The organism is uncultured Winogradskyella sp. (assembly GCF_963975125.1).
In the GTDB taxonomy this organism is placed as follows: domain Bacteria; phylum Bacteroidota; class Bacteroidia; order Flavobacteriales; family Flavobacteriaceae; genus Winogradskyella.
Map to the genome: position 1 here is coordinate 17,496 of NZ_CAXBGB010000008.1, position 22,714 is coordinate 40,209.

Consider the following 22,714-nt stretch of genomic DNA (forward strand, 5'->3'; position numbering starts at 1 on the left):
TATGAAACGAGTTGTAGCCTTTGATTTTGATGGAACCTTAACTAAGAAAGATTCGTTTATAGAATTTATAAAGTTTTCAAAAGGGAAGGCTAATTTTTATCTTAGTCTTCCTTACATAGGTGTTGTTTGGTATCTCTCAAAACTAAAGTTGATATCAACTCATAAAGCCAAGGAAAAAATATTTAGCCATTTTTATAAAGGCTTACCAAAAATAAAATTTAAAGAATACTGCAATAACTTTATTGAACCAATAAATTATATGCTACGTGATGATGCCAAATCCACAATAGAAAAGCATCTTAAGAATCAATGTAAAATACTTATTGTTAGTGCTTCAATTGAAAATTGGATACAACCTTGGGCAATTGCTAATGGAATAGAAACTGTTCTGGCAACACAAATCGAAATAGATAGTAGAGGTAATTTAACTGGTAGATTCAGTTCCCTAAACTGTAATAAGGAAGAAAAAGTAAATCGATTATTACAGAAATATCCTAATATTAAAGAATACTACCTTACGGTTTATGGAGATACAAATGGAGATAAAGCTTTAATGAAAATTGCGGATAAGGTATTTTACAAAACACTAAGCTGAAATCATTATATAGACGTAAGATGTATAGTAAGGTAAAATAAATCTCATATTTAGCATAATTCAACAGTTTATAGTCAAAACATACAAGTCTTCAGGTAAGAATGCATGGAGTAGTTTTGTCTTAAAAAAACTACCAAGACACCTCTTTGAAACAAAAAGACTTTATAAATTATCACATCAACATATTAGGTTTTTTAAGCTTTCTTTTTAAATAATAACCCAAAGTAAATAAACTGAATTAATAGTTTTTATTTACTTTGGTCATAAACTAAATAACTAATATCATTTTTTCAGTAAAAAAATATCAAACAGACTTGCAACCTGAATGGGATGTGTTTGTGAAAAAGGCAAAGAATGCAACATTCTTGTTTCAGAGAGATTTTATGGACTATCACTATGATAGGTTTATAGACTTTTCAGTAATGGTGTACAGAGATAAAGAACTTTACGCATTGCTTCCTGCAAATGTTGTGGGTGATAAGGTTATTTCTCACCAAGGGTTAACTTACGGGAGTTTTATACTACAAGACAAGGCGAAATTTTTCTACGCTTTTGAAGCATTTAAGGCAATGCTTGCTTTCTATGAAACAGAAGGCATAAACCTATTGGAAATAAAAGTGATACCGACATTTTACAATAAGATACCAGCAGATGAGCTAGATTATTTTCTTTATAAAGCTAACGCACAATTATTAAAAAAAGATGTGCTGATGATTATTGATTACGCAGAGCAAATAAGTTTTCAGAAAAACAGAAGGGAAGGCATTAATAAAGCATTGCGATCTGATCTTGAATTGAAGGAGGACACAAATTTTAAAGATTTTTGGAATACTGTTTTAATACCAAACTTAAATATAAAACACGGTATTAAACCTGTACATTCTTTAGAAGAAATTGAATTACTTGCCTCTCGTTTTCCTAATAATATTAAGCAAATAAATATCTATAAAGAAGGTAAAGTCGTTGCTGGGACAACAGTGTTTTTAACTGAAACAACTGTGCATCCTCAATATGTGTCTGGTAATGCAGATAAAAATGCCTATGGAAGTCTTGACCTCGCTTATGATTATATTATCAATAAGATGTGTGATGATAAGCGCTATTTCGATTTCAATATTTCTAGTGAAGCCAACGGGAAAAAAATTAATGAAGGACTAATTTTTTGGAAAGAAAGCTGTGGTGCAAGAAGCCATACTGTAAATACCTACCTTGTAGAAACATTTGTTCATAAAACATTAGATATACCTAAAACATAATACTATTTTTCATATTTATCTAAATAAGTGATGATTTAATATTGTTTAAATAGAGCATCTTGAAGATTTTTGAAATCTAGTTATCATAATTTTTATTTAACCAATTGTTGTTTTATATTTCAGAGGTTTATTTTTTTGGATTGAAAGTTCTGGAGTTAAATTAATACCACAACGTAATTTTAAATTAGATATAGAAAAAAAACATTAAGAGATCTCTAGGTATTTCAAAATTCAAAATTATGATTAAGTTTTTAGATCTAAATAAAATCAATCAACGTTTTAGAAACCAATTGCAATCTGCGTTTAGCAAATCGCTAGACGATTCGCATTTTATATTAGGACATAACGTTACCAGTTTCGAAAATGAATTTGCAGAGTATTGCGAAACCAAGCATTGTGTAGGAACAGCAAACGGATTAGATGCGTTAACACTTATTCTAAAAGGTTACATTCAACTTGGAAAACTTAACAAAGGTGATAAAGTCATTGTACCTGCAAATACGTTTATAGCTACAATTTTGTCTGTTTTACATGCGGAATTAGTTCCGGTTTTGGTTGAGCCAAACCTAGATACTTATAACTTATCTTCTAATGTTGTAAGAGAGCATCTTCAAAGTGATGTTAAGGCCATTGTAATGGTTCATTTGTATGGGCAACTAGCTGATGTTATGGGCTTAAACAAAATAGCAAAGGAACATAATTTACTTTTAATTGAAGATGCAGCACAAGCGCATGGAGCTTTGTGCAACTTTGGTAGAGCAGGAAATTTATCTCATGCAGCAGCTTTTAGTTTCTATCCAAGTAAGAATTTAGGTGCTCTTGGTGATGGTGGTGCTGTGACCACTAACGATTCTGACTTGTGCGAAACCATAAGATTGTTGCGCAATTATGGTAGTGAAGAAAAATACAAAAATAAAATTATTGGTTTCAATAGTCGATTAGATGATATGCAAGCTGCATTCTTGAGTATAAAATTAAAGTCTTTAGATAAGGATAACCAAAGGAGAAGAACTCTTGCAAAGCAATATTTAGATGGTATCACAAATTCTAAGATAAAATTGCCGCTTTATAATAATAGTCAGAGCCATGTGTTTTATGCTTTTGTTGTTGAGGTAAAAGATAGAGACGATTTTATTCAGTTTTTAAATCAGCATCAAATTCAATCATTAAGTCATTATCCTATTGCTCCGCATCAACAAAAAGCGTTATCAGAATTTTCTCATTTAAATTTGTCACTTACAGAGAAGATTCATAAAAGAATTATAAGTTTGCCAATTAGTCCTGTAATGACAGATAAAGAAGTGCAAACTGTTATCGCTGTTTTAAACACCTATTAATTGAAGAAGTTTTTTAATTATATAAATAACGAAGTTCTAGTAAAGGCCGCAAATTTGAATACGGCAAATATTAGCGTTAAGATTATTGCTGGGATTTTAATTTCTAAGTTTATTGCAGTCTATATTGGCCCTCAAGGGATGGCGCTTATTGGTAATTTAAGGAACTTTTTAAGTGCTATTCAGTCTATTGCAATTTCTGGTCTTTACAAAGGAGTGGTTAAATTTATTAGCCAGTTTAAAAACAATGCAGTAGAGCTCACAAGGACATTATCTACTGTGTTTTACTTTGGTTTTTTCTCTTCTATATCGTTGGCTTTTTTATGTTATTATAATGCTGAGTTTATTAATAATTTAATTTTTTCTACAAATTATAACTACACTTATATTATTGAGACATTAGCACTAGTCTTACCATTCTATGCGTTAAATATGTTTGCTTTCTCTATAATGAATGGGTTTTCTAAGTATAAAATATTATTGATTATTAATATTATTGGTCAGATTTTAGGACTATTAGTTACCCTACTTTTAATATGGCAAGAGAATATTGATGGCGCCTTAGTAGCAGTAGTTATTACACCAGCTCTTAATCTATTAATTACTATAGTAGGAATTGTGTTTAGGAAGAATTTAATGGCTTCTATAAAGATTTCTGAAGTAAGTTTTGCTATAATGAATAGATTAAGTCCTTATATGATTATGGCATTGGTTTCTGCAATAGCTCTACCCATTGTAATGATTATTATTAGAAATTATTTAATTGCTGAAATAGGAATTAAAGAAGCAGGTTATTGGACGGCAATGACACGCGTTTCAGATTACTATTTAATGTTTATAAATTCTTTAATGACACTTTATATTTTACCACGCTTTGCAGAAATTAATTCGCGTAGAGAATTTAGAAAAGAAGTGTTTAGTTTTTATAAGACTATAATGCCTGTATTTGCAGCAATGCTAATAGTTATTTACTTAAGCAGATCATTATTGGTTACTATACTATTTACCGAAGATTTTAGACCTGTTGAGAATTTATTTGGATATCAAATTTTAGGAGATTTTATACGTGTGCTATCTATGGTAATTGCCTATCAGTTTTTGGCTAAAAAAATGTTTGCACACTTTATTATTTTAGAAGTGTTCTTATTTGTTATTATGTATTTTTCTAGTATCTATCTTATTGATGTTTTTGGTCTTAAAGGAGCCGTAATGGGCTATTGTTTAAGTTATGTTATGCACTTTGGTATAATATTGCTAATTTTTGGCAGTTCTTTATTTGGTGTTATAACGGATGATAATATTGATAATTATTAAATTTGTATAAGTGAAACTTCCAAAATTTATTAGTAATAACCTGGCATTGAAGATTACTTCAGTTAATGCAGTTGTTATTACAATTAGATTAATTGTTTCTATTTTTATTCAGCGTCTTTTAGCCATAACTGTTGGTGAAGCTGGTATTGCAAATATTGGGCAAATGCGTAATTTATTAGCAATGTTAAGTAGTACATCCACACTTGGTACTTTTAGCGGAGTTGTTAAATATGTTGCAGAGTTTAAAGAGAACCATTCCGAGCTATCAAAATTGTTTTCTACAGCAACTGTTTTTCTATTTGTTGGGTCATTGCTTTCTTCAGCGGTTTTATTTTTTGGTGCTAATTTTCTGTCCTTATATGTTTTTAACTCCAATGAGTTTTTTTATGTGTTTCAACTGTTAGCCATTATTGTTCCTTTTATAGCATTTGGGAGATTAATAAATGGCATAATAAGTGGGTTGTCTGATTATAAGAAATATGCAAAAATTGAACTTATTAGTTACTTATTGGTTACTGCAACTCTTGTTTTTGGTCTTTATGTTTACGATTTAAAAGGGGTGTTAATAGCCATTGCTTTAGCGCCAGTAATACAACTTATAGTCTTGGGTTTTATTTTTGGAAAAACTTTAAAAAAGTATGTGAGATTTAATACTATTAAGTATAACCTTAGCTATAAAAATCAATTACTAGCATTTACTTTAATGTCTTTTGTGTCTGCTTTTTTAATCAATTTTATAGAGTTAGATATCAGAACGGTAGTTGAAGATGAAATAAATATTAATGAGGCAGGATATTGGACAGCAATTACATTCATCTCAAAAAATTATATGGTGTTTGCAACAGGTTTATTCACCTTATATGTACTGCCAAAATTTTCGAGTATTCATACTAAATCAGAATTCACAAAAGAAGTATTACATATCTATAAATCGATTCTTCCAATCTTTGGTTTAGGTATGATTCTAGTTTATGTATTAAGACACTATATTATTCAAATTATTTATCCAGATTTTACAGGCATGGAGCCTTTGTTTAAATGGCAGTTGTTAGGTGATTTTATTAGGTTGGCAGCATTGGTTTTGACTTATCAGTTTTTAGCAAAACGAATGGTTAAGAGTTTTGTAATTACTGAATTAATTTCACTTGCATTATTTTACGGACTTTCCAAATTTTTTATTCAGAGCCATGGTACTGAAGGAGTTGTAATAGCACATTTTGTTAGATATATAATTTACTTAATCATTGTAGCAATAGTAGTTTGGATGTACTTTAATAAACAAGATAAGAGCAAAATAAATGCGTAAAATCTGCAATTTATATATAGACAATAAACCTTTTCAGTTCAGTGTTGAAGGTGAATTTTTCTGGTGAAAACCGAAGGTTTTATATCCTAAAGTAGATAATGTACTTTCTAATATGCTATGGGAAAATGATGGCTTTAGTGTTGTTAAAGCTTTTGAAGGTGATGAGTTTAAGAACCTTCAAAATTCTATACGACAAATTATTATTGGTGCTTTAAAAGATAATAATATTTCAGTTGACTCTTCAATATTTCAATTAAAAGACTATCATAAATATGTTACGACTAATGAGCTTCATAATGAGGTGGTAACTATTACTAGAAATTTAGAAACATCAGATTTTAATTTTGATATCGATTTGCTAGCCAAACGTTTTGGTGATATTTTGGGCTACAAATTAACGTCTTGGGTAGAAGAACTTCAGAAATCGCATATTCAGATTAGAATTAGCAGACCAAATTCGCTAGATATTAATCCACCACACAGAGATGGATATTTAAGCTATTGGGAAGATATTGTAAATGTGTGGTTGCCAATTGAAGGCTGTAACAAAAAATCGTCTTTACCAGTAGTGCCAGAAAGCCATTTATTGCCAGAAAATGAAATCTTAAGAACTGAAAGTAAAGGAGCTAAAATTAATGGTAATGTGTATTATGTGCCTTGTATTTTAGAAACTAAAGATGGGCCAATACAAATGATCAGGCCAAATCCAAAAGAAGGTGAAGCTTTACTGTTCACGCCTTTTTTAATCCATGGAGCAGCAATAAATCAGAATGAAGACGATACAAGGATTTCATTAGAATTACGATTTCCTAGAGTAATATGTTAATACCATATAAACTTCAAAATAACCGATTAAATTCGTTTCTATTTCTTAATATTTCAATCTAATATAGAAACCTAACTTATGTTATGCTTAGATTTTATATCTCATCTAAAGAAAATACAATTCAAATTTATTACAATCATTTTAAACTTCATTTGGTATAAGACCACTTTTTCAAATATTGTTTAGCACAATTAATATGATCGTGATGTGTTTCTACAAACTCACGAGCTTTTTTTGAGATATCTATTAGTTTCTCTGGGTTTTCAATTAACCATTCTAATTTTAATGCAATTGCTTCTGCATCAAGTAAAGCATTAATTACAATGGTGTCTTTTTCTACGTTATAATAATCTTCCCATTCTTGCTCTGCTCCTGTAAACACAACCTTACCCTTTGCCATAGCTTCTAAGGCATTAAAACCTTGATCGTAAGCATATACTTGGTCTAATAAGATGTGAGCTTTGTCAAAACTTTTAATATAGTCTTTGTATGGTAAATTTTTAACAACTATAATTTCAACTTTATCTGAATGTTTTTGAGAAATAATAGCTAATGCATCTTCAAAAATATCATTTCCTTTTTTGTAATAATTGTAAGTGTTAATGCCATGAAAAATGATAATTTTATCTTCAATTTTTGGAGCTTTATAAATTAATTTACTCAAATCAATGGCATGTGGAATCATGCCTAAATATTTAGGATGGTCTATTAACGGAATATGATAATCTAAATCGTTAGCAATAACTCCTTCAATTTTATTGAAAATGTGTGTGTGTAATTTTAAATGGTGAGAAGTTAAATAACTTAGGGCTGGTGAAAAGTCCTTTTTAGAACCTTTATTTTCAAAATATGGAGTCAGTATAGAATATCTAAATTTCTTATCAAAAGCATAAGAGACACTTGGGTAGTCTAAGCCGCACGATAATAGATAGAATGGGCAATTATTCCATTCTTTAAGCCAATTAAATATTTGATGATGGCTTTTTCTGTCAAAGCTAAAAGGAGCTTCATTAACCAGTTGTACAATATCATAATTTGAGAGTTGCTTTCTTTTAGCTTTTATTTGTTTTTTTATTGAAATAGCAAATAAATCTATTTTAAATAATTTGTAGAGTAAGATTCGAAATTTTCTAATTAAAAAAGAGTTGAAATAATCTTTTAGATCTATATCTACATCTACTTTTTTAAACCCATCTGTAGTGCCAACAACTATAGCTTCATGCCCAAGTAATTCTAATCCTTTTTTTATGTTTAATTGCGCTTTGTTGTATTCGCCAACTAATAAAACTCTCATTAATATGTTTACATTTGTGTTAAAGATAAGTGTTAATGATAAAACACAATAATTTAAAAATTTGCATTGTTGTTACATCTCTATGTAACGGAGGAACAGAGAAATTTGGCGCTACTTTATCAAATATACTTAATAATTTGGGATACGATGTGTATGTATTTACCACAAAAGACTGTGTGGATTACAAATATTCTGGTAAACTTTATAACTTAGAAAAAGAAACACAAAGTAAGAATGACTTTAAAAAGCTAATGAATATGTATATGTTTTTTAAAAAACATAACTTTAATACTATTATAGATAATAGAGCCAGACGCGTTTTTAGTAAAGAATTTTTGATATACCGAATGATTTATAACACATCCAATGTTATAAGTATGGTGCATAATCACAATATAAGTAATTACTTTCCTGGTAATAAAGCCATGTCAAATATGGTGTATAAAAGCAATAATACTTTTGTAGGTGTAAGTAGAAAAATTAAGGAAAATATAGTTGATACTTTTGGGTTTAAGAATGTGAAATATCTATATAATCCAATAGATTTAAAGGATATTAAAATTAAAGCTAGCAAGCCCAATGAGGATCTAGACTATAAGTACATACTATATTTTGGTAGACTAGAAGAAGAGTCAAAAAACCTAACGTTATTAATTAAGAGTTACAAATCATCTGATCTTAAACAAAATAAAGTAAAGTTGATAATTATGGGAAAAGGCGAGGATTATGACTATTTAAATAATCTTGTCAAGGAATTAGATTTAGAAGATGATGTTATTTTTAAATCGTATCATCCAAATCCATTTCCATACATAAGCAATGCCTTATTTACTGTTTTGAGCAGTAGATATGAAGGTTTTCCTATGAGTATTATAGAATCTTTGGCTACTGGGACACCAGTTGTTTCTGTAGATTGTCCGTCTGGTCCAAACGAAATAATTGAGAATAGCAGTAATGGTATATTAGTTGAGAATAATAATATCTTAGCACTTTCCAATGCATTTAATGCGTTTTTAAACGATGATGCGTTATATAAAAAATGTAAAGAAAATACAGTTTCTAGTGTTAAACACTTAGACGTTAATGTCATTGCTAAAGCATGGCAAAATTTATTAGAAAATGAATAGAACAACTATTAAAGATTGTCAATTAATAAATATCCCAAAAGTACATGATGAACGTGGTAGCCTTGGTGTTATAGAGAAATCTATAATTCCATTTTCTATGAAACGCGTTTATTATTTATACGATGTGCCAAATGATAGTTTTAGAGGAGGGCACGCACATAGAAAGCAAGAATCTATAATAATAGCGCTTAGTGGTAGTTTTGAAGTTGTTTTAAACGATGGTAATGCTAAAAAAAAAATTGCTTTAAACAAACCAAATCAAGCATTATATATACCAAAGGGAATTTGGCGTGAGATTGAAAATTTTTCTTCTGGTTCTGTCTGTTTGGTCATTGCATCTACAGAATTTAGTGAAGATGATTATATTAGAGAGTATGAGACTTACAAGTCATTTAAAGGCTGATATGTAAATGTTATTTTTTATTAAGGTTGCCTGAATTTTTTTCAACCCAATCAAAACATTACTAGGTAAATAGAGTAGTAGTTTTTGTTTAAAATTTAAGTTTGAAATAAGAATCTGTTTTTTAGCAGTTTTATAAATATCAAACTCTTTTAGTGTTTTACATCTAATTGCCAAAGCATACCTGTTAATATCGAGATAACGTTTTAGACCATCGTTTTTCGCTTCTTCAGTTTTATAACTATTAATAAAATTGAGACGAATTAAGTTTGTCTCTTTTTTTGTTAAGCTATCATGAATATAGTATCTGTAAGACATCGTTAAATTAGGATTAAAAGAAACTTTATAACGCAATGCTAATTTAATCCATAGATCTAAATCTTCTGAGGTATCTAAATTTGCATCAAATCCACCAACAGAATTAAATTTATCTTTACAAAATCCCACAGCAGATGTCCATGCTACTGAATTAATAATACTGGCCGTAAAAAAGTCTCTCACTATTAGGCAATCCGTTTTATAGCTAAAGTTAAACTTAGCATTTCGTTTTGTTTTTTCGTCTAAATAGATTTCGTAATTGTTACAATATAATCCAGCATCTGGAAATTGAATTATTTGAAGTTTTAATGCCGTTAAATGATTGTTGTACCAAATGTCATCTGCATCTAACAACGCGATATATGTTCCTTTAGCGTAAGAGATTCCTTTATTCCTTGCTACTGATACACCTTTGTTCTCTTGGCGATAGAGTCTTAATCTTTTATCTTCAAATCGTTTTACGATAGCGACGCTGTTATCTGTGGAACCATCATCTACAACAATGATTTCGAAATCTAAAAAATCTTGATTTATTATGCTTTGTAGTGTTTCTTCTATGTATTTAGATTTGTTGTAGAGAGGAATAATAATAGAGAAATAAGGCATTATTTTTTTGATTTTATGGTGCAAAAAAAGCCTAAACGATAAAAATCAAAAAGGAACAATGATGGCGAAGAAGAATCAAAATTCTTGAGCATGAGTTTTTTAGTGGCCTTAAAACAAAACGCTATAAAGTTAACAAGATAAAATTTTGAAAACATATTATAGTAATAATAGATTTTAGAATCATTTAGAGCAATCTTGTTTGTTGATGATAAATAACTAAGATTCTCTAAGCCAATCTCTATTTTTTTTATGTAAACTTTTGATTTTTCCTTACTAAAGTGAATAACAGAGTTTTTGATAGGAGTTATAGTAATCGCGTTATTTTCTAGATTTTTAAAGAAAATTACGTCTTCGTAACCATATTTCCGTATAGTTTCATCAAATAAATTTTTTAGCATTACCTCCTTTTTGATAAAAAAATTTGATGAACACATAAATTTGTATTCCCTTTTTTTAGTGTAAAGCCATCTTAATTTATATGGCTTTTTTGGTATTTCTTTCTCATTTGTAATTCCCCCATATACAACATCAGAAGAAATATGATGTATATAGTTTTCTATAAGGGTTGGGTGTTCGGGAAGAACGTCGCAATCTAAAAACAAGAGGTGTTCAAATTTTGAATCTTTTGCTAGTTTATTTCTTATTTGCGATCGTCCAATATTAGATGCTAATTCTTTAAAGGTACAGTTCTCTATGTTGTTAATGTTTGCATTTTGTAAATTATGATAAGATTTAGAACCGTCATCATATACTAATATTTCGTAATTAATATGGCAAGAGTTACATTGTTTATGTAAAATTTTTGCCAATGCTACGACATTGTAGTTGTATGAAGGAATAAGTATAGAAAGCATAGATTAACTTTTGCGTTGTACAACCTCAAACACTTTGTTTTCGTCACACTTTAAAGTTTTACTCGGATATTTTAGGAGCAAAGCATAATCGTGTGTTGCCATTAAAATAGTATTACCATTTTTATTAATGTCTTGCAGCACTTCCATAACCTCAATACTAGTTTGTGGATCTAGATTACCTGTAGGTTCATCTGCTAAAATAAGTTCTGGGTCATTTAATAAAGCTCTTGCTATAGCAATGCGTTGCTGCTCTCCACCAGATAATTCGTGAGGATATTTATAACCTTTTGTTTTCATGGCGACCTTTTCTAAAACAGTTTCAATACGCTCTTTTATTTTTTCTTTCTCTTTCCAGCCCGTCGCTTTTAGCACAAATTCTAGATTTCCATTTATTGTTCGGTCTGGTAATAATTTAAAATCCTGAAATACAATACCCAGCTTTCGTCTTAAAAACGGAATGTCCTTCTCTTTCATGGTTCTTAAATTAAAATCGACAATAGAACCTTCTCCTTCTGTCAACTCTAAATCGCCATAAAGCGTTTTCATAAAACTACTTTTTCCGCTTCCTGTTTTACCTATAAGATAAACAAAATCGCCTTTTTGCATCTCAAAATTTACCTTAGAAAGCACCATACTCTCACCTTGGTATATAGTAACATTTTGAAGTTGTAAAACGGTTTCAGACATATTTATGGCTTAGAATTTGATAAGTGTAAATGTATTATTAATAAAATCAAATATCAAATGAACATTAAATAGATTAACGCTAAATATATTCATTTAATATATTGGGCATTTTAACATTTAATAAGTTCGTTTATAATTATACAGAATTTCTACCGTTATAGGTTTTGTATTGAATTATATTTGAAACATCAATAAATAATAATCAAAAAACGAAGCTAATGCTATTTTTAAAAAGACAATTAATCATCGTTTTTCTTACCTTTTCATTACTTGGTATTGCCCAAAAATCAGCAATTTATACCAGCAATTTACAAGACTATCAGAAAGCTTTAACCTTATACAATAACAAGCAATATAAAGCTGCTCAGTCTCTATTTGACGATGTTAAATACAATACAGATGATGTAACTATAAAATCTGATTGCTCATATTACATTGCTAATTGTGCAGTACGGTTAAACCAAAAAAACGCAGACGATTTAATAGCTGAATTTGTTGAAGAATATCCGACAAGCACAAAGCGAAATACGGCTTATTTAGATGTTGCAGACTATTATTTCGAAAACTCAAAATATCCGTATGCTCGTAAATGGTATGAAAAAGTAGATGAAATTAGTATTGCACGTTCAGAAAAAGATAGATTCAATTTTAATTATGGCTATGCTTTGTATTCAACTAGAAGTAAGAAGCAAGCGACTAAGTATCTAAATAGAGTTGTAAATTCTAAAGAATATGGATCGCAAGCCAAATATTACATTGGTTATATGGCTTACGAAGGTGATGACTATGATACAGCCAATGTGTACTTTGACCAGGTAAGCGATAATGAAAAGTATAAAGAGAAGTTATCTTATTATCAAGCCGACTTAAACTTCAAATTAGGAAAGTTTGAAAAAGCGATTGAACTAGCTGAAGAGCAATTACCAAAAAGTAATACTAATGATAAGTCTGAATTATCAAAGATTATTGGAGAGAGTTATTTTAATCTTCAAAAATATACAGAAGCTATACCTTATTTAAAAGATTACAAAGGCAAGCAACGAAAATGGAATAATACAGATTACTACCAATTAGGTTATGCCTATTACAAGCAAAATGATTTTGAAAGTGCAATTTCAGAATTCAATAAAATTATTGATGGTAATAATTCTGTTGCTCAAAATGCCTACTATCATTTAGGCGAAAGTTATATTAATTTAGATAAGAAACAAGAAGCCTTAAATGCCTTCAGAAATGCATCAGAAATGAATTATAACACAAAAATTCAAGAAGATGCTTGGTTAAACTACGCTAAGATTAGTTACGAAATTGGTAATCCTTATCAGTCAGTACCACAAGTTCTAGCAGGTTATTTAGATGAATACCCTGAAACAAGTTATAAAGAGGAAATTGAGACTTTATTAATTGATTCTTACATCACTTCAAAAAACTACAAAGAAGCCTTAGTTCTTTTAAAAGGGAAGAACAGTTTTGAAAATAAAGTGGCTTATCAAAAAGTAGCTTTTTTAAGAGGTATTGAATTGTATAACGAAACGAAGTATAATGAAGCCTTAGCTTTATTTAATAGTTCACTAAAAGAACCAAGAGATCCTATTTTTGTAGCGAAAGCAACTTTTTGGAAAGCTGAAACCGAATATAACCTAACCAATTATAACGATGCATTAATTGGCTTTAAACAATTTAATGGATTAGCAGAAGCTTCAAGTTTACAAGAAAATGAAAACTTAAATTATAACTTAGCTTACACCTATTTTAAGTTGAAAGATTATTTGAATGCTTCAAGTTATTTTCAAAAATTTATAGATAAGAATTCAAGTGATAGACTACGTAGAAATGATGCTTACTTAAGATTAGCAGATGGTTATTTTGTATCTAGTAAATATCAAAGTGCTATTAGCGCTTACAATAAAGCGATTCAGATTAATGAGATTGAAACGGATTATGCAGCGTTTCAAAAAGCGATGAGTCAAGGTTATTTAGGAAAGAGTTCTGCTAAAATATCAGAATTAAAAACCTTTATAGAAGGATATCCTAAATCAGCATTACGAGATGATGCCATGTATGCATTGGCAAATTCTTATGTAAAAGCTAACGATACAGATAAAGCGATGCAGATGTATGATCGATTAAATTCTGAATACAGAAGAAGTGCGTTTACATCTAAAGCGTTATTGCGTCAAGGATTGGTTTACTACAACGGAAATGATAATGAACGAGCGCTTAATAAGTTTAAAAAAGTAGCTAAGGATTTTCCAGGAACAGGTGAAGCTGTTCAAGCCGTTTCTACAGCACGATTAATTTATATCGATTTAGGTAAGGTAGATGAATATGCAGCTTGGGTAAGAACATTAGATTATGTTGAGGTTACAGATGTAGAATTAGATAACACTATGTATTTATCTGCAGAAAAACCCTATTTAGATAACGATACAGATAAAGCGATTCGTCAATTTAATAAGTATCTCAATCAATTTCCAAGAGGAATTCACGTCTTAAAATCACATTTCTACTTAGCACAATTATATTATAAAAAGGATTTGTTTGATAATGCACAACCACATTATAAATATGTTGTAGAGGCTTCAAAAAGTGAATACACAGAACAGGCTACAGTAAAGTTATGTGAGATTTATTTAAACAATTCTAATTGGTCTAAGGCAATTCCTGTATTAAAGGCTTTAGAAGAAGCTGACTATCCTCAAAACGTTTTATACGCTCAATCTAATTTAATGAATGCCTATTATCAAACTGAAGATTATTCTGCTGCACAAAATTATGCAGATAAGGTATTGACCAATTCTAATTTAGATACTAAAGTAAAGAGTGATGCTAAAATAACCATTGCACGTTCTGCTATTAAAACTGGCAATGAAGCGAAGGCAAAAAGCGCATATGCCGATTTAGAAAAAACAGCAACTGGTAGTGTGGCTGCAGAAGCTTTATTCTACAATGCTTATTTCAAAAATAAAGACGGGAAATTTGAAGCTTCTAATACAAAGATTCAGAAACTAGCTAAAGATTATAGCAGTTATAAATATTATAGCGCAAAAGGTCTAGTGGTTATGGCAAAGAACTTCTACGCTTTAGGTGATGCGTTTCAAGCGACCTACATTTTAGAAAGTGTGATTTCTAATTTCCCGGATTTTGATGATGTGGTAGAAGAAGCAACTACAGAATTAAATAAAATAAAAGCTGAAGAAGCGAAGACAAATTCATCTATTGAGACTGATGATAACTAAAATCCCTTTGAAAAAAGGGATCTCATAGTCGAAAATCCAATACCAATATTGAAGTAATGAAAAACTATAAAAACAACATACTATTTTTCTTAATTATAATAATGTCGATTTCACTCACCTCATGTGGAAATGACGATAACAATCAAGACGAAGATGTGTTTGCCGCTTGTTGTTCAGGTGAGCCTGCATTTGGACCAGATGTTGATAATCTGGATCAATCGGAAGGAGAAATTGTAGTGGACAATTTATTTACACCAAATAATGATGCATTTAATGATCGATTGCAAATCGAAAACATTGAGTTCTACAGTAATCATATTGTTACTATTTACAACAATGAAGACGAGGTTGTTTTTGAAAGCAATGATTATGGCAGTGACTTAAATGAACTTTTTCCAAATGTACCTTATGGTGAGTTCGGTGTTGAAGGTATGCCAGATGGAACATATAAGTACAAAGTTATCGTTGAGAATGAGCAGACCTTTTCTAAGTCAGGCTTTTTCTGTTTGTTTACAAATAATCCTGTAATAGAACAAAATTTTGCTGAATGTGAACCTTTACAACAAGGAGAATTCGATCCAATATTAACAGGTTTATAGAATGAAATAGATTCAATCAAATCAAATACTATGAAAATCAAGTTTTTAATTTTTATAATCATAATATCAAATAGTATCATGTTCGTCAATGCCCAAGAGCGAACCAAAGATACCATTGACGACCAAGTTGTAAATGTGATAAAACCATACACTCCAACAATTTCAGATGCCTTTAAAATTAAAGACACACCGAAATTGACGGATTCTAATACAGTGAAGAAAAAGGAAGTGAAATACAATATTTTTTCAATTCCTGTAGCATCTACGTTTACACCTGCAAAAGGAAGAGCTGCAAAAGTAGATAAGGCTAAAGCTGTGAAATTATACGACAACTATGCGTCTTTAGGTGTTGGATCTTACACTACGATTTTAGGTGAAATCTATTTAAATCATGAGTTGAGTAGTACAGAAAATGTTGGTGGCTATTTTAGCCATCATTCGTCTGCAGGAGGAATTGAAGACTTGCTTTTAGATGATGATTTTACCAAAACAAGTTTAAATGCATATTACTCTCAAAAGTTAAGAAACTTCTCATGGAAAATAGATGCTGGTTTCGATTTGCAAACTTATAATTGGTATGGCTTACCTCAAAATTACTTCGGACAAGCAGAAGCTGATGCGATTGATCCTGGTCATTCATTTAATAGTTTTAATATAGGTGGAAAACTAAAGTTTGATGATGCTATTATAAAAGATGGAAGTGTGCTTTTTAGACGTTTTGGCGACGATCAAGATTCAGGAGAAAATCGATTTATAGCCAAGACAAGTTTTAGTGTTCCTATAAAAAGTGAAGAAATAAATACGGAATTTAATATCGATTATATAGGTGGAAGTTTTGATAAGGATTTTAGCGGAAGTGGTGAACTTAAATATGGTAATATAATATTCGGTTTAGCACCATCATATCAATTAACACAAGATGATTTAACAGTAGATTTGGGTTTAAAATTAGTTTATTTAAATAATACCGAATTAAGTGATAACAAGTTCTTTATTTACCCAAATATTGAAGCGTCATATCGTTTAGTTGATGAAATTTTAATCGCTTATGGTGGTATTAAAGGAGACTTAATTCAGAATTCATATTACGATTTTGCTAATGAAAACCCATTTGTATCTCCAACCTTGTTTGTTGAACCAACAGATCAAGCTTACAAAGGTTTCGTAGGTTTAAAAGGAAAGCTGTCTAATAATGTGAGTTATAACATTAAGGGAAATTATTACGCAGAGAATGGAAAAGCGCTTTATAAGGTTAATGATGCACAAACCTTCGCTACAGAGAACTATCAATACGGAAATTCGTTTGGTGTGGTTTACGATGACGTTACGACCTTTTCAGTTGCTGGAGAATTAAACATTGATGTCAATAGAAATTTCACTTTAGGTTTTAAAGGTGAATATTTTAGTTATAATACAGATACACAAGCTGAAGCATGGAATTTACCAGATATTACAGGTTCTATATTCTTAGATTTCCAGATTTCTGAACAATGGTATGCTGGCGCAAGTGCCTTTTTTGTTGGTGAACGAAAAGACCAAAGTTCAATTGTTGGTACTTTAATATTTGAGCCACCAACGACAATAACCTTAGATAGCTATTTCGATGCTAACGCACATGTAGGTTATAAGGTTAACGATCAGCTTTCTGCTTTTGCTAAAGTGAATAATATTGCTAATCAAAATTATCAGCGTTGGTTAAATTTCCCTGTGCAAGGGATTCAGTTTTTAGCTGGAGCCACTTATCAGTTTGATTTTTGACACGCATTGTCATTCTGAACTTGTTTCAGGATCTCAATATAGATTCCGAATCAAGTACAGAATGACAAACCTTTAGAATAGTTTCGCTAAAAAATCAAAATGCTCACCATCCATAACTTTTTCACATTTCAACCCAACTGTTAAACAAGCGGTTTTTAAAGTTTCAAAATCGAGATACAACCATTTCATTGGCACTTCTTGTTCGCCTTTATAACTGAGATAATAATCGAGTTCTCCAAGATAGCCATTATTTATATCTATCCAAGTTGCACCATCTTCATCTTCGTACATATAAGAAATATCAGAAGAATCAATTAGAATTTGTCCATTAGGTTTTAGAAGCGATTTTAAATGCTTCAAATATTTAGAAACCTCAGATAATTCTTCAAAAATTCCTGTGCCATTCATTAAGAGTAAAATGGTATCAAATGTTTCAGTTTCTTCTAATAGTGGTTTTAATTCAGCATTTAAAACACCACGTTTTTTTGAAACTTCTATAGCGCCTCTAGAACTGTCAATAGCTTCTATATTAAAACCCTTTTCTTGCAGCCAAAGTGCATGGTTTCCTGTTCCACAACCAACATCTAAAACAGTTCCTTTTGCTAATTGAAGCGCTTTTTGTTCAAGCTTTGGCATTTCAGAATAGTCTCTAAACAAATAGGGAAGTGGTAATACGTCTTCATCCGAGATGTTAGTAGAAGTAATAATATCTTCAGAATACTTTCCGTAGTAATAATCTAATAAGGCGGTTCCGAATAAATCTTTCATAATTATGTCATTGCGAACATAGTAAAGCAATCTGTACGTTATAATTTATGAGATTACCACGTCACTTTGTTCCTCGTAATGACGTGTAAATTTGTATTTTTACAGTATGCAAGACCAAATCAATAATCTTCCAAAGCTCGCCAAAGATAAGCATAAGGAGAATAAAACTTTTTTCACAAAACTAAAAAAGAAACCACCAAAGCAGTTAGATTATTTAATGCAGGAGTTGCACAAGGAAGAATTTGAGCGTACAGATTGTTTAGACTGTGCTAATTGCTGCAAAACCACAGGGCCATTATTTACAGATAAAGATATTATGCGTATTGCAAAAAGCTTTAAAATGAAAGAACAACAATTCATTGAAACCTATTTGCGATTAGACGAAGAAAACGATTATGTATTGCAATCTGTACCATGTACATTTTTAGGAGCAGATAATTATTGCTCTATATACGAAGTTAGACCAAAAGCTTGCAGAGAATTTCCGCATACAGACAGAAAAAAATTTCAGCAGATTTCTAACTTAACATTGAAAAATGTGGCTGTTTGTCCTGCAGCATATAATATTGTTGAAGAAATGAAAAAGCGAATTCAATTTTAATTACATAATTAGTATTCGGAATAATTATTGATGCATAGAAAATTAAAAATACTTATGAAAAGGAAAATAATAAAAACCATATTTCTATTATTAGTAGTAAACCTGTCGTATTCGCAATCCTGGATGACCTCATTAGATATTGCACAAAAATTAGCTACAGTTCAAAACAAAATGGTGCTTATGGTTTGGGAGGAAACGACTAAATATCCATATCATGTTTTAGTGAATGATGATAAAGGCAGAACACTTGTTATTGAAAACTTATTTGAAGATGAAAATCTAAGTCCATTAATATGGAAAAGCTTTGTGCCAGTTATCGTCAGTGAAGATCAATATGCTGATTTGTATATGGAGATAAAAAACAAACGAAAACAAAATTATATTGATAAATTTAACGATGACTCCATAAAAATAATGGATATAAATGGTAATATTTTAAATGTTTCTAATTCTTCTCAGGGCTTTCAAAATATTACAAATTTAATTGAGACTTATGCTTTAAATACACAATTTTTAGCACTAGAGTTAACAGGTTACAAAAAGGAGAAGAATTTCTATTCAGCCTATTATTTAGCATCAAAATATATAGATTTTACATTGTATGCTGATGAAAAATTAAGACCTGAGCTTATCAATTTAGCTGACATCTATTTAGGCGAAGCTGTGGCTTCATTAGAAGAGGATATTGAGGAAGATAAGCTAACCTTAAAACAAAGAGTTGAGCTTTTAAAAATTCAGGAATATTTAGTTTTAAAACGACCAAAAAAAGTATTGAGGCAATTAAATAGAATAGATGCCGTAAACATAGATAACACTAATAAAACATTTGTTGCTTTTCTGTATTATACAGCATATAGTATATTGAAAAATGAAAGTAAAACTAAGATATGGAAAGCTAAAGTTTCTTTAGTAAATTTGAAAAAAGCACAAATGATTATTAATCTTAATTCTTAAGTTTATTTGGAGTCTATCATTACTTATTTTGAAACTATTCCTTCATTACATAGAAGCATTATCTTAGTTGGAGGTCTTACATTTTTTTGGTTATTAGAAAGTGGTTTACCTTTATTTAAGTTTAAATATAAAAAGTGGAAGCACGCTATACCTAATCTCTTCTTTACCCTTACAACAATTATAATCAACTTTGGTTTGGCATGGATATTATTGAGTACAGCAGAATGGGTTAAGGTTAATGATTTCGGAATTATAAATTGGTTGCCGCAAATGCCTTTATGGTTATATGCTTTTCTAGGAGTGTTATTCCTCGATTTTTTTGGTGCTTATTTGGCCCATTTTGTTGAGCACAAGGTTAAACCATTATGGATGGTGCATTTAGTCCACCATACAGACCATAAAGTAGATACAACGACTGCCAACAGACATCATCCAATAGAAAGTCTCATTAGGTTTTTATTTACGCTTATTGGAGTAGTTGTAGTAGGTACACCAATAGCGTTAGTGTTTTTATATCAATCAATGTCTTTGGTGTTTACCCAATTTACTCATGCAAATATTAAAATTCCAAAAGGTTTAGATAGAGCACTTAGTTATTTCGTTGTATCACCAGACATGCACAAAATTCACCACCACTATAGATTACCTTATACAGATTCTAATTATGGGAATATCTTTAGTATTTGGGATCGCATATTTGGAACTTACATGTATATGGAAAGAGAAAAATTAGTTTATGGCGTTGATGTTTTTCCAGATGAAAAGAAGAATAGCAATATCTCAGATCTATTGAAACAGCCCTTCAAGAAGTATGAAAAACCTACACTTTCATCTGATAATGAAAGATAGCATTTATCAAGATATAATCGTTTTCTAAAATAGTTATAATCAATACAAACAATAGGATATAGCTTGCGTAGATTTATGCTTGATAATTCTTAAGCATTAGAGTTATTAACAGACTTATTAACAAATCATGGTATTTCCACTAATATTTTTGTAGTTGGTGGGTATTCTCACATTTTTAGACACTAACTACTTATGTTTACTTCGGATTAATTAATTAATTAATTATTGTTGAGCTTAAAAACCCTTATGTATAACATAACACCATGCTGCATTGAAAAATTTAGTCCGTATTTGTCTCGTCTTAGTCCTCATATTTTTATTAAGCTTCACGCTTCAGGCACAAGAAGACTATGCTAAGCTCGAGAAAAACAAAAACATACAAGCTAAAGGTTTAATTCATAAATTGAATAAAACTAAAGATACACTCATACTTCAAAGCGATAAAAAGATTAGTTACCTGTATTCTATTAATAAAGATTACGGAAGAGATTTTGATTTCTATATAAATACGACGTCTTATAAATTACCCTTAAATATATTACCAATAGGAAAGCACGTTTTCGTTGCCGTACAATCACCAAAGCGTATTGTTTTTGTAATAAGAATTTTAAAAGAGATTCCTAAAGAAAAACCTTCAGAAATAACTGCTAAAGATATTATTGCAACGGAACCTGTAAAAGTTGTTAGTGCAGGAACAAACGAGTAAGTTATTCATAGATAAGATAAGCTTCTCTCATTTTAGTGTAGTTATCTATATCATCTTTCCAACTCGCTTTTATTTCGGTTTCTGTTAAACCATCTTCTATTTGTTTTTGTAATTTCGCAGTTCCTGCATGAATCGTAAAGTTAGAGGTATTAAAAAATTTAGATTTATCTGTCGCATTAGTATAAGCATCCATTATATACTTTAAAGTAAAACGGCGTTCTGCTTTTATATCAGATAAATTAACACCATAACAAATTTCACCCTTGTGCTTAGGGTATTTCGCACCAAAATTGGCTTCAGGTGTGTAATTAAATTGATAGTAGTTTTTATCTAAAAATGGTGCGCCATAGCGTTGAAACTGAAATTCAGTACCTCTACCAGCATTAATATTTGTGCCTTCAAACAAGCCTAAACTAGGATATAATGTTATCGACTGATCGTTTGGTAAGTTTGGAGAAGGTCTTATGGGTAAGCTATAAGTACTATCATGATTATAGTTTTGCATTTCTACAATAGTAATATTACAAGTCAATTCATTTTTTAACCAAGCTTCACCGTTTATCATTTTTGCATATTCACCTATGGTCATGCCATGCACTAAAGGAATAGGATGCATGCCTAAAAAACTGCTATGCTTTTTTTCTAAAACGGGACCATCAACATAATTACCATTAGGATTTGGTCGGTCTAAAATTAGTAGAGGAATATTTTGCTCTGCACAAGCTTCCATAACGTAGTGTAATGTTGAAATATAAGTGTAAAAACGAACACCAACATCTTGAATATCAAAAACCATAATATCTAAATTTTCTAGCTGTGCTTTTGTTGGTTTTTTATGTTTACCATGGAGCGAATGAATCGATAAATCAGTTTTGGTGTCTTTTCCGTCTTTTACCAATTCGCCAGCATCTGCAGTTCCTCTAAATCCATGTTCGGGTGAGAATACTTTTTTGATATCAATATTTAACGCTAAAAGTGAATCTACAAGATGAGTATAGTCATTCATTCCTTTTTCAAGATGACTAAAATGAATTTCTTTAAAAGGTTCTTCAATAAAAATAGAATCTAATGACTCCTTGAAAATTACTGAAGTCTGATTAGCTACTATACCAACTCGCTTACCTTCGAGTAGAGGTAAATACTGTCCTGTTTGGTTAGCTCCAACAACTATCGCTTTGTCATCCTGAACTTGTTTCAGGATCTCATTGGAAGACAACTCATCGACCTTCCGTCCTCCGTCTTCTGTCTTCATACGATTCGCGCAAGAAATCGCTATCAAAACAAATAATAAAACTGTATTTTTGAAAACCTTAAAACGCATGT

The 22,714-nt window shown here is 30.4% G+C and carries 21 protein-coding genes; 15 read left to right on the plus strand and 6 right to left on the minus strand.

Annotated features, from left to right (window positions below; genetic code table 11):
* The first annotated feature begins 1 nt into the window (after nt 1).
* From AAC053_RS02355 to AAC053_RS02380, 6 genes are all read left to right on the plus strand, one after another.
* Nucleotides 2–595, plus strand: a complete 594-nt coding sequence (locus tag AAC053_RS02355) for an HAD family hydrolase (protein ID WP_339752290.1) — start codon at nt 2–4, stop codon at nt 593–595.
* A 338-nt stretch (nt 596–933) separates the two neighbouring features.
* Nucleotides 934–1,851: a GNAT family N-acetyltransferase gene (locus tag AAC053_RS02360; RefSeq protein ID WP_339752292.1), complete on the plus strand. Its 918-nt coding sequence runs from the start codon at nt 934–936 to the stop codon at nt 1,849–1,851.
* Nucleotides 1,852–2,090: 239 nt separating this feature from the next.
* Entirely contained in the window at nt 2,091–3,188 is a 1,098-nt protein-coding gene (locus AAC053_RS02365; protein ID WP_339752295.1) for a DegT/DnrJ/EryC1/StrS family aminotransferase, read from the plus strand.
* Nucleotides 3,189–4,499, plus strand: coding sequence for an O-antigen translocase (locus AAC053_RS02370; protein ID WP_339752298.1), 1,311 nt, complete (start codon nt 3,189–3,191; stop codon nt 4,497–4,499). It abuts the gene before it with no gap.
* Between the two features lie 10 nt (nt 4,500–4,509).
* On the plus strand, nt 4,510–5,805 hold the full coding sequence (locus AAC053_RS02375; protein WP_339752300.1) for an O-antigen translocase: 1,296 nt from the start codon (nt 4,510–4,512) through the stop codon (nt 5,803–5,805).
* Between the two features lie 112 nt (nt 5,806–5,917).
* Nucleotides 5,918–6,631, plus strand: a complete 714-nt coding sequence (locus AAC053_RS02380; RefSeq protein WP_339752302.1) for a phytanoyl-CoA dioxygenase family protein — start codon at nt 5,918–5,920, stop codon at nt 6,629–6,631.
* Between the two features lie 148 nt (nt 6,632–6,779).
* Here AAC053_RS02380 and AAC053_RS02385 read toward each other — a convergent pair whose 3' ends face one another.
* Nucleotides 6,780–7,925, minus strand: coding sequence for a glycosyltransferase (locus tag AAC053_RS02385; protein WP_339752304.1), 1,146 nt, complete (start codon nt 7,923–7,925; stop codon nt 6,780–6,782).
* A gap of 35 nt (nt 7,926–7,960) precedes the next feature.
* Here AAC053_RS02385 and AAC053_RS02390 point away from each other — a divergent pair, with 35 nt between their 5' ends.
* Entirely contained in the window at nt 7,961–9,052 is a 1,092-nt protein-coding gene (locus tag AAC053_RS02390) for a glycosyltransferase (protein WP_339752306.1), read from the plus strand.
* The gene (locus AAC053_RS02395) at nt 9,045–9,455 is read left to right on the plus strand and encodes an FdtA/QdtA family cupin domain-containing protein (protein ID WP_339752308.1); all 411 of its coding nucleotides are present in this window, start codon (nt 9,045–9,047) and stop codon (nt 9,453–9,455) included. The genes AAC053_RS02390 and AAC053_RS02395 overlap by 8 nt, the downstream gene beginning before the upstream one ends.
* Here AAC053_RS02395 and AAC053_RS02400 read toward each other — a convergent pair.
* From AAC053_RS02400 to AAC053_RS02410, 3 genes are read right to left on the minus strand one after another with little or no spacing between them, the layout of a single operon-like run.
* Nucleotides 9,441–10,376 carry a glycosyltransferase gene (locus tag AAC053_RS02400; RefSeq protein WP_339752311.1) on the minus strand — a complete coding sequence of 312 codons (936 nt, stop codon included), beginning with the start codon at nt 10,374–10,376 and terminating at the stop codon, nt 9,441–9,443. The two genes, AAC053_RS02395 and AAC053_RS02400, sit on opposite strands and share 15 nt — an antisense overlap.
* On the minus strand, nt 10,376–11,230 hold the full coding sequence (locus tag AAC053_RS02405) for a glycosyltransferase (RefSeq protein WP_339752313.1): 855 nt from the start codon (nt 11,228–11,230) through the stop codon (nt 10,376–10,378). The genes AAC053_RS02400 and AAC053_RS02405 overlap by 1 nt, the downstream gene beginning before the upstream one ends.
* Before the next feature lie 3 nt (nt 11,231–11,233).
* Entirely contained in the window at nt 11,234–11,917 is a 684-nt protein-coding gene (locus AAC053_RS02410; RefSeq protein WP_339752316.1) for an ATP-binding cassette domain-containing protein, read from the minus strand.
* A gap of 218 nt (nt 11,918–12,135) precedes the next feature.
* Between AAC053_RS02410 and AAC053_RS02415 the strand changes: the two genes are divergently transcribed.
* The 3 genes from AAC053_RS02415 to AAC053_RS02425 all read left to right on the plus strand — a co-directional run bounded on the left by AAC053_RS02415 (nt 12,136) and on the right by AAC053_RS02425 (nt 17,513).
* Nucleotides 12,136–15,156, plus strand: coding sequence for a tetratricopeptide repeat protein (locus AAC053_RS02415; RefSeq protein WP_339752320.1), 3,021 nt, complete (start codon nt 12,136–12,138; stop codon nt 15,154–15,156).
* 101 nt (nt 15,157–15,257) lie between these two features.
* Nucleotides 15,258–15,755 (plus strand): gliding motility-associated C-terminal domain-containing protein, encoded by a 498-nt coding sequence (locus tag AAC053_RS02420; RefSeq protein WP_339752322.1) that lies wholly within the window; start codon nt 15,258–15,260, stop codon nt 15,753–15,755.
* Nucleotides 15,756–15,833: 78 nt separating this feature from the next.
* Entirely contained in the window at nt 15,834–17,513 is a 1,680-nt protein-coding gene (locus tag AAC053_RS02425) for a TonB-dependent receptor (RefSeq protein WP_339752325.1), read from the plus strand.
* A gap of 72 nt (nt 17,514–17,585) precedes the next feature.
* Here AAC053_RS02425 and AAC053_RS02430 read toward each other — a convergent pair whose 3' ends face one another.
* On the minus strand, nt 17,586–18,281 hold the full coding sequence (locus AAC053_RS02430) for a class I SAM-dependent methyltransferase (RefSeq protein WP_339752328.1): 696 nt from the start codon (nt 18,279–18,281) through the stop codon (nt 17,586–17,588).
* A 106-nt stretch (nt 18,282–18,387) separates the two neighbouring features.
* Between AAC053_RS02430 and AAC053_RS02435 the strand changes: the two genes are divergently transcribed.
* From AAC053_RS02435 to AAC053_RS02450, 4 genes are all read left to right on the plus strand, one after another.
* Nucleotides 18,388–18,882, plus strand: a complete 495-nt coding sequence (locus tag AAC053_RS02435; RefSeq protein WP_339752331.1) for a YkgJ family cysteine cluster protein — start codon at nt 18,388–18,390, stop codon at nt 18,880–18,882.
* Between the two features lie 54 nt (nt 18,883–18,936).
* Nucleotides 18,937–19,836, plus strand: a complete 900-nt coding sequence (locus tag AAC053_RS02440) for a hypothetical protein (RefSeq protein ID WP_339752333.1) — start codon at nt 18,937–18,939, stop codon at nt 19,834–19,836.
* Nucleotides 19,837–19,842: 6 nt separating this feature from the next.
* On the plus strand, nt 19,843–20,685 hold the full coding sequence (locus tag AAC053_RS02445) for a sterol desaturase family protein (protein ID WP_339752335.1): 843 nt from the start codon (nt 19,843–19,845) through the stop codon (nt 20,683–20,685).
* A 271-nt stretch (nt 20,686–20,956) separates the two neighbouring features.
* A complete protein-coding gene (locus tag AAC053_RS02450) occupies nt 20,957–21,391 on the plus strand; it encodes a hypothetical protein (protein ID WP_339752338.1) in 435 nt (144 codons plus the stop codon).
* Nucleotide 21,392: 1 nt separating this feature from the next.
* Here the strand turns inward: AAC053_RS02450 and AAC053_RS02455 are convergent, their stop codons facing one another.
* Complete coding sequence (locus tag AAC053_RS02455) at nt 21,393–22,712, minus strand: DUF1343 domain-containing protein (RefSeq protein ID WP_339752341.1); 1,320 nt, start codon at nt 22,710–22,712, stop codon at nt 21,393–21,395.
* Between the last annotated feature and the right edge of the window lie 2 nt (nt 22,713–22,714).

Bases quoted from the DNA above. Each gene is read 5' to 3' on its own strand.
- AAC053_RS02355 (WP_339752290.1), top strand. From the start codon at position 2: ATGAAACGAGTTGTAGCCTTTGATTTTGATGGAACCTTAACTAAGAAA.
- AAC053_RS02365 (WP_339752295.1), top strand. From the start codon at position 2,091: ATGATTAAGTTTTTAGATCTAAATAAAATCAATCAACGTTTTAGAAAC.
- AAC053_RS02380 (WP_339752302.1), top strand. From the start codon at position 5,918: ATGCTATGGGAAAATGATGGCTTTAGTGTTGTTAAAGCTTTTGAAGGT.
- AAC053_RS02385 (WP_339752304.1), bottom strand. From the start codon at position 7,925: ATGAGAGTTTTATTAGTTGGCGAATACAACAAAGCGCAATTAAACATA.
- AAC053_RS02390 (WP_339752306.1), top strand. From the start codon at position 7,961: ATGATAAAACACAATAATTTAAAAATTTGCATTGTTGTTACATCTCTA.
- AAC053_RS02395 (WP_339752308.1), top strand. From the start codon at position 9,045: ATGAATAGAACAACTATTAAAGATTGTCAATTAATAAATATCCCAAAA.
- AAC053_RS02400 (WP_339752311.1), bottom strand. From the start codon at position 10,376: ATGCCTTATTTCTCTATTATTATTCCTCTCTACAACAAATCTAAATAC.
- AAC053_RS02405 (WP_339752313.1), bottom strand. From the start codon at position 11,230: ATGCTTTCTATACTTATTCCTTCATACAACTACAATGTCGTAGCATTG.
- AAC053_RS02410 (WP_339752316.1), bottom strand. From the start codon at position 11,917: ATGTCTGAAACCGTTTTACAACTTCAAAATGTTACTATATACCAAGGT.
- AAC053_RS02415 (WP_339752320.1), top strand. From the start codon at position 12,136: ATGCTATTTTTAAAAAGACAATTAATCATCGTTTTTCTTACCTTTTCA.
- AAC053_RS02420 (WP_339752322.1), top strand. From the start codon at position 15,258: ATGTCGATTTCACTCACCTCATGTGGAAATGACGATAACAATCAAGAC.
- AAC053_RS02425 (WP_339752325.1), top strand. From the start codon at position 15,834: ATGTTCGTCAATGCCCAAGAGCGAACCAAAGATACCATTGACGACCAA.
- AAC053_RS02430 (WP_339752328.1), bottom strand. From the start codon at position 18,281: ATGAAAGATTTATTCGGAACCGCCTTATTAGATTATTACTACGGAAAG.
- AAC053_RS02435 (WP_339752331.1), top strand. From the start codon at position 18,388: ATGCAAGACCAAATCAATAATCTTCCAAAGCTCGCCAAAGATAAGCAT.
- AAC053_RS02440 (WP_339752333.1), top strand. From the start codon at position 18,937: ATGAAAAGGAAAATAATAAAAACCATATTTCTATTATTAGTAGTAAAC.
- AAC053_RS02455 (WP_339752341.1), bottom strand. From the start codon at position 22,712: ATGCGTTTTAAGGTTTTCAAAAATACAGTTTTATTATTTGTTTTGATA.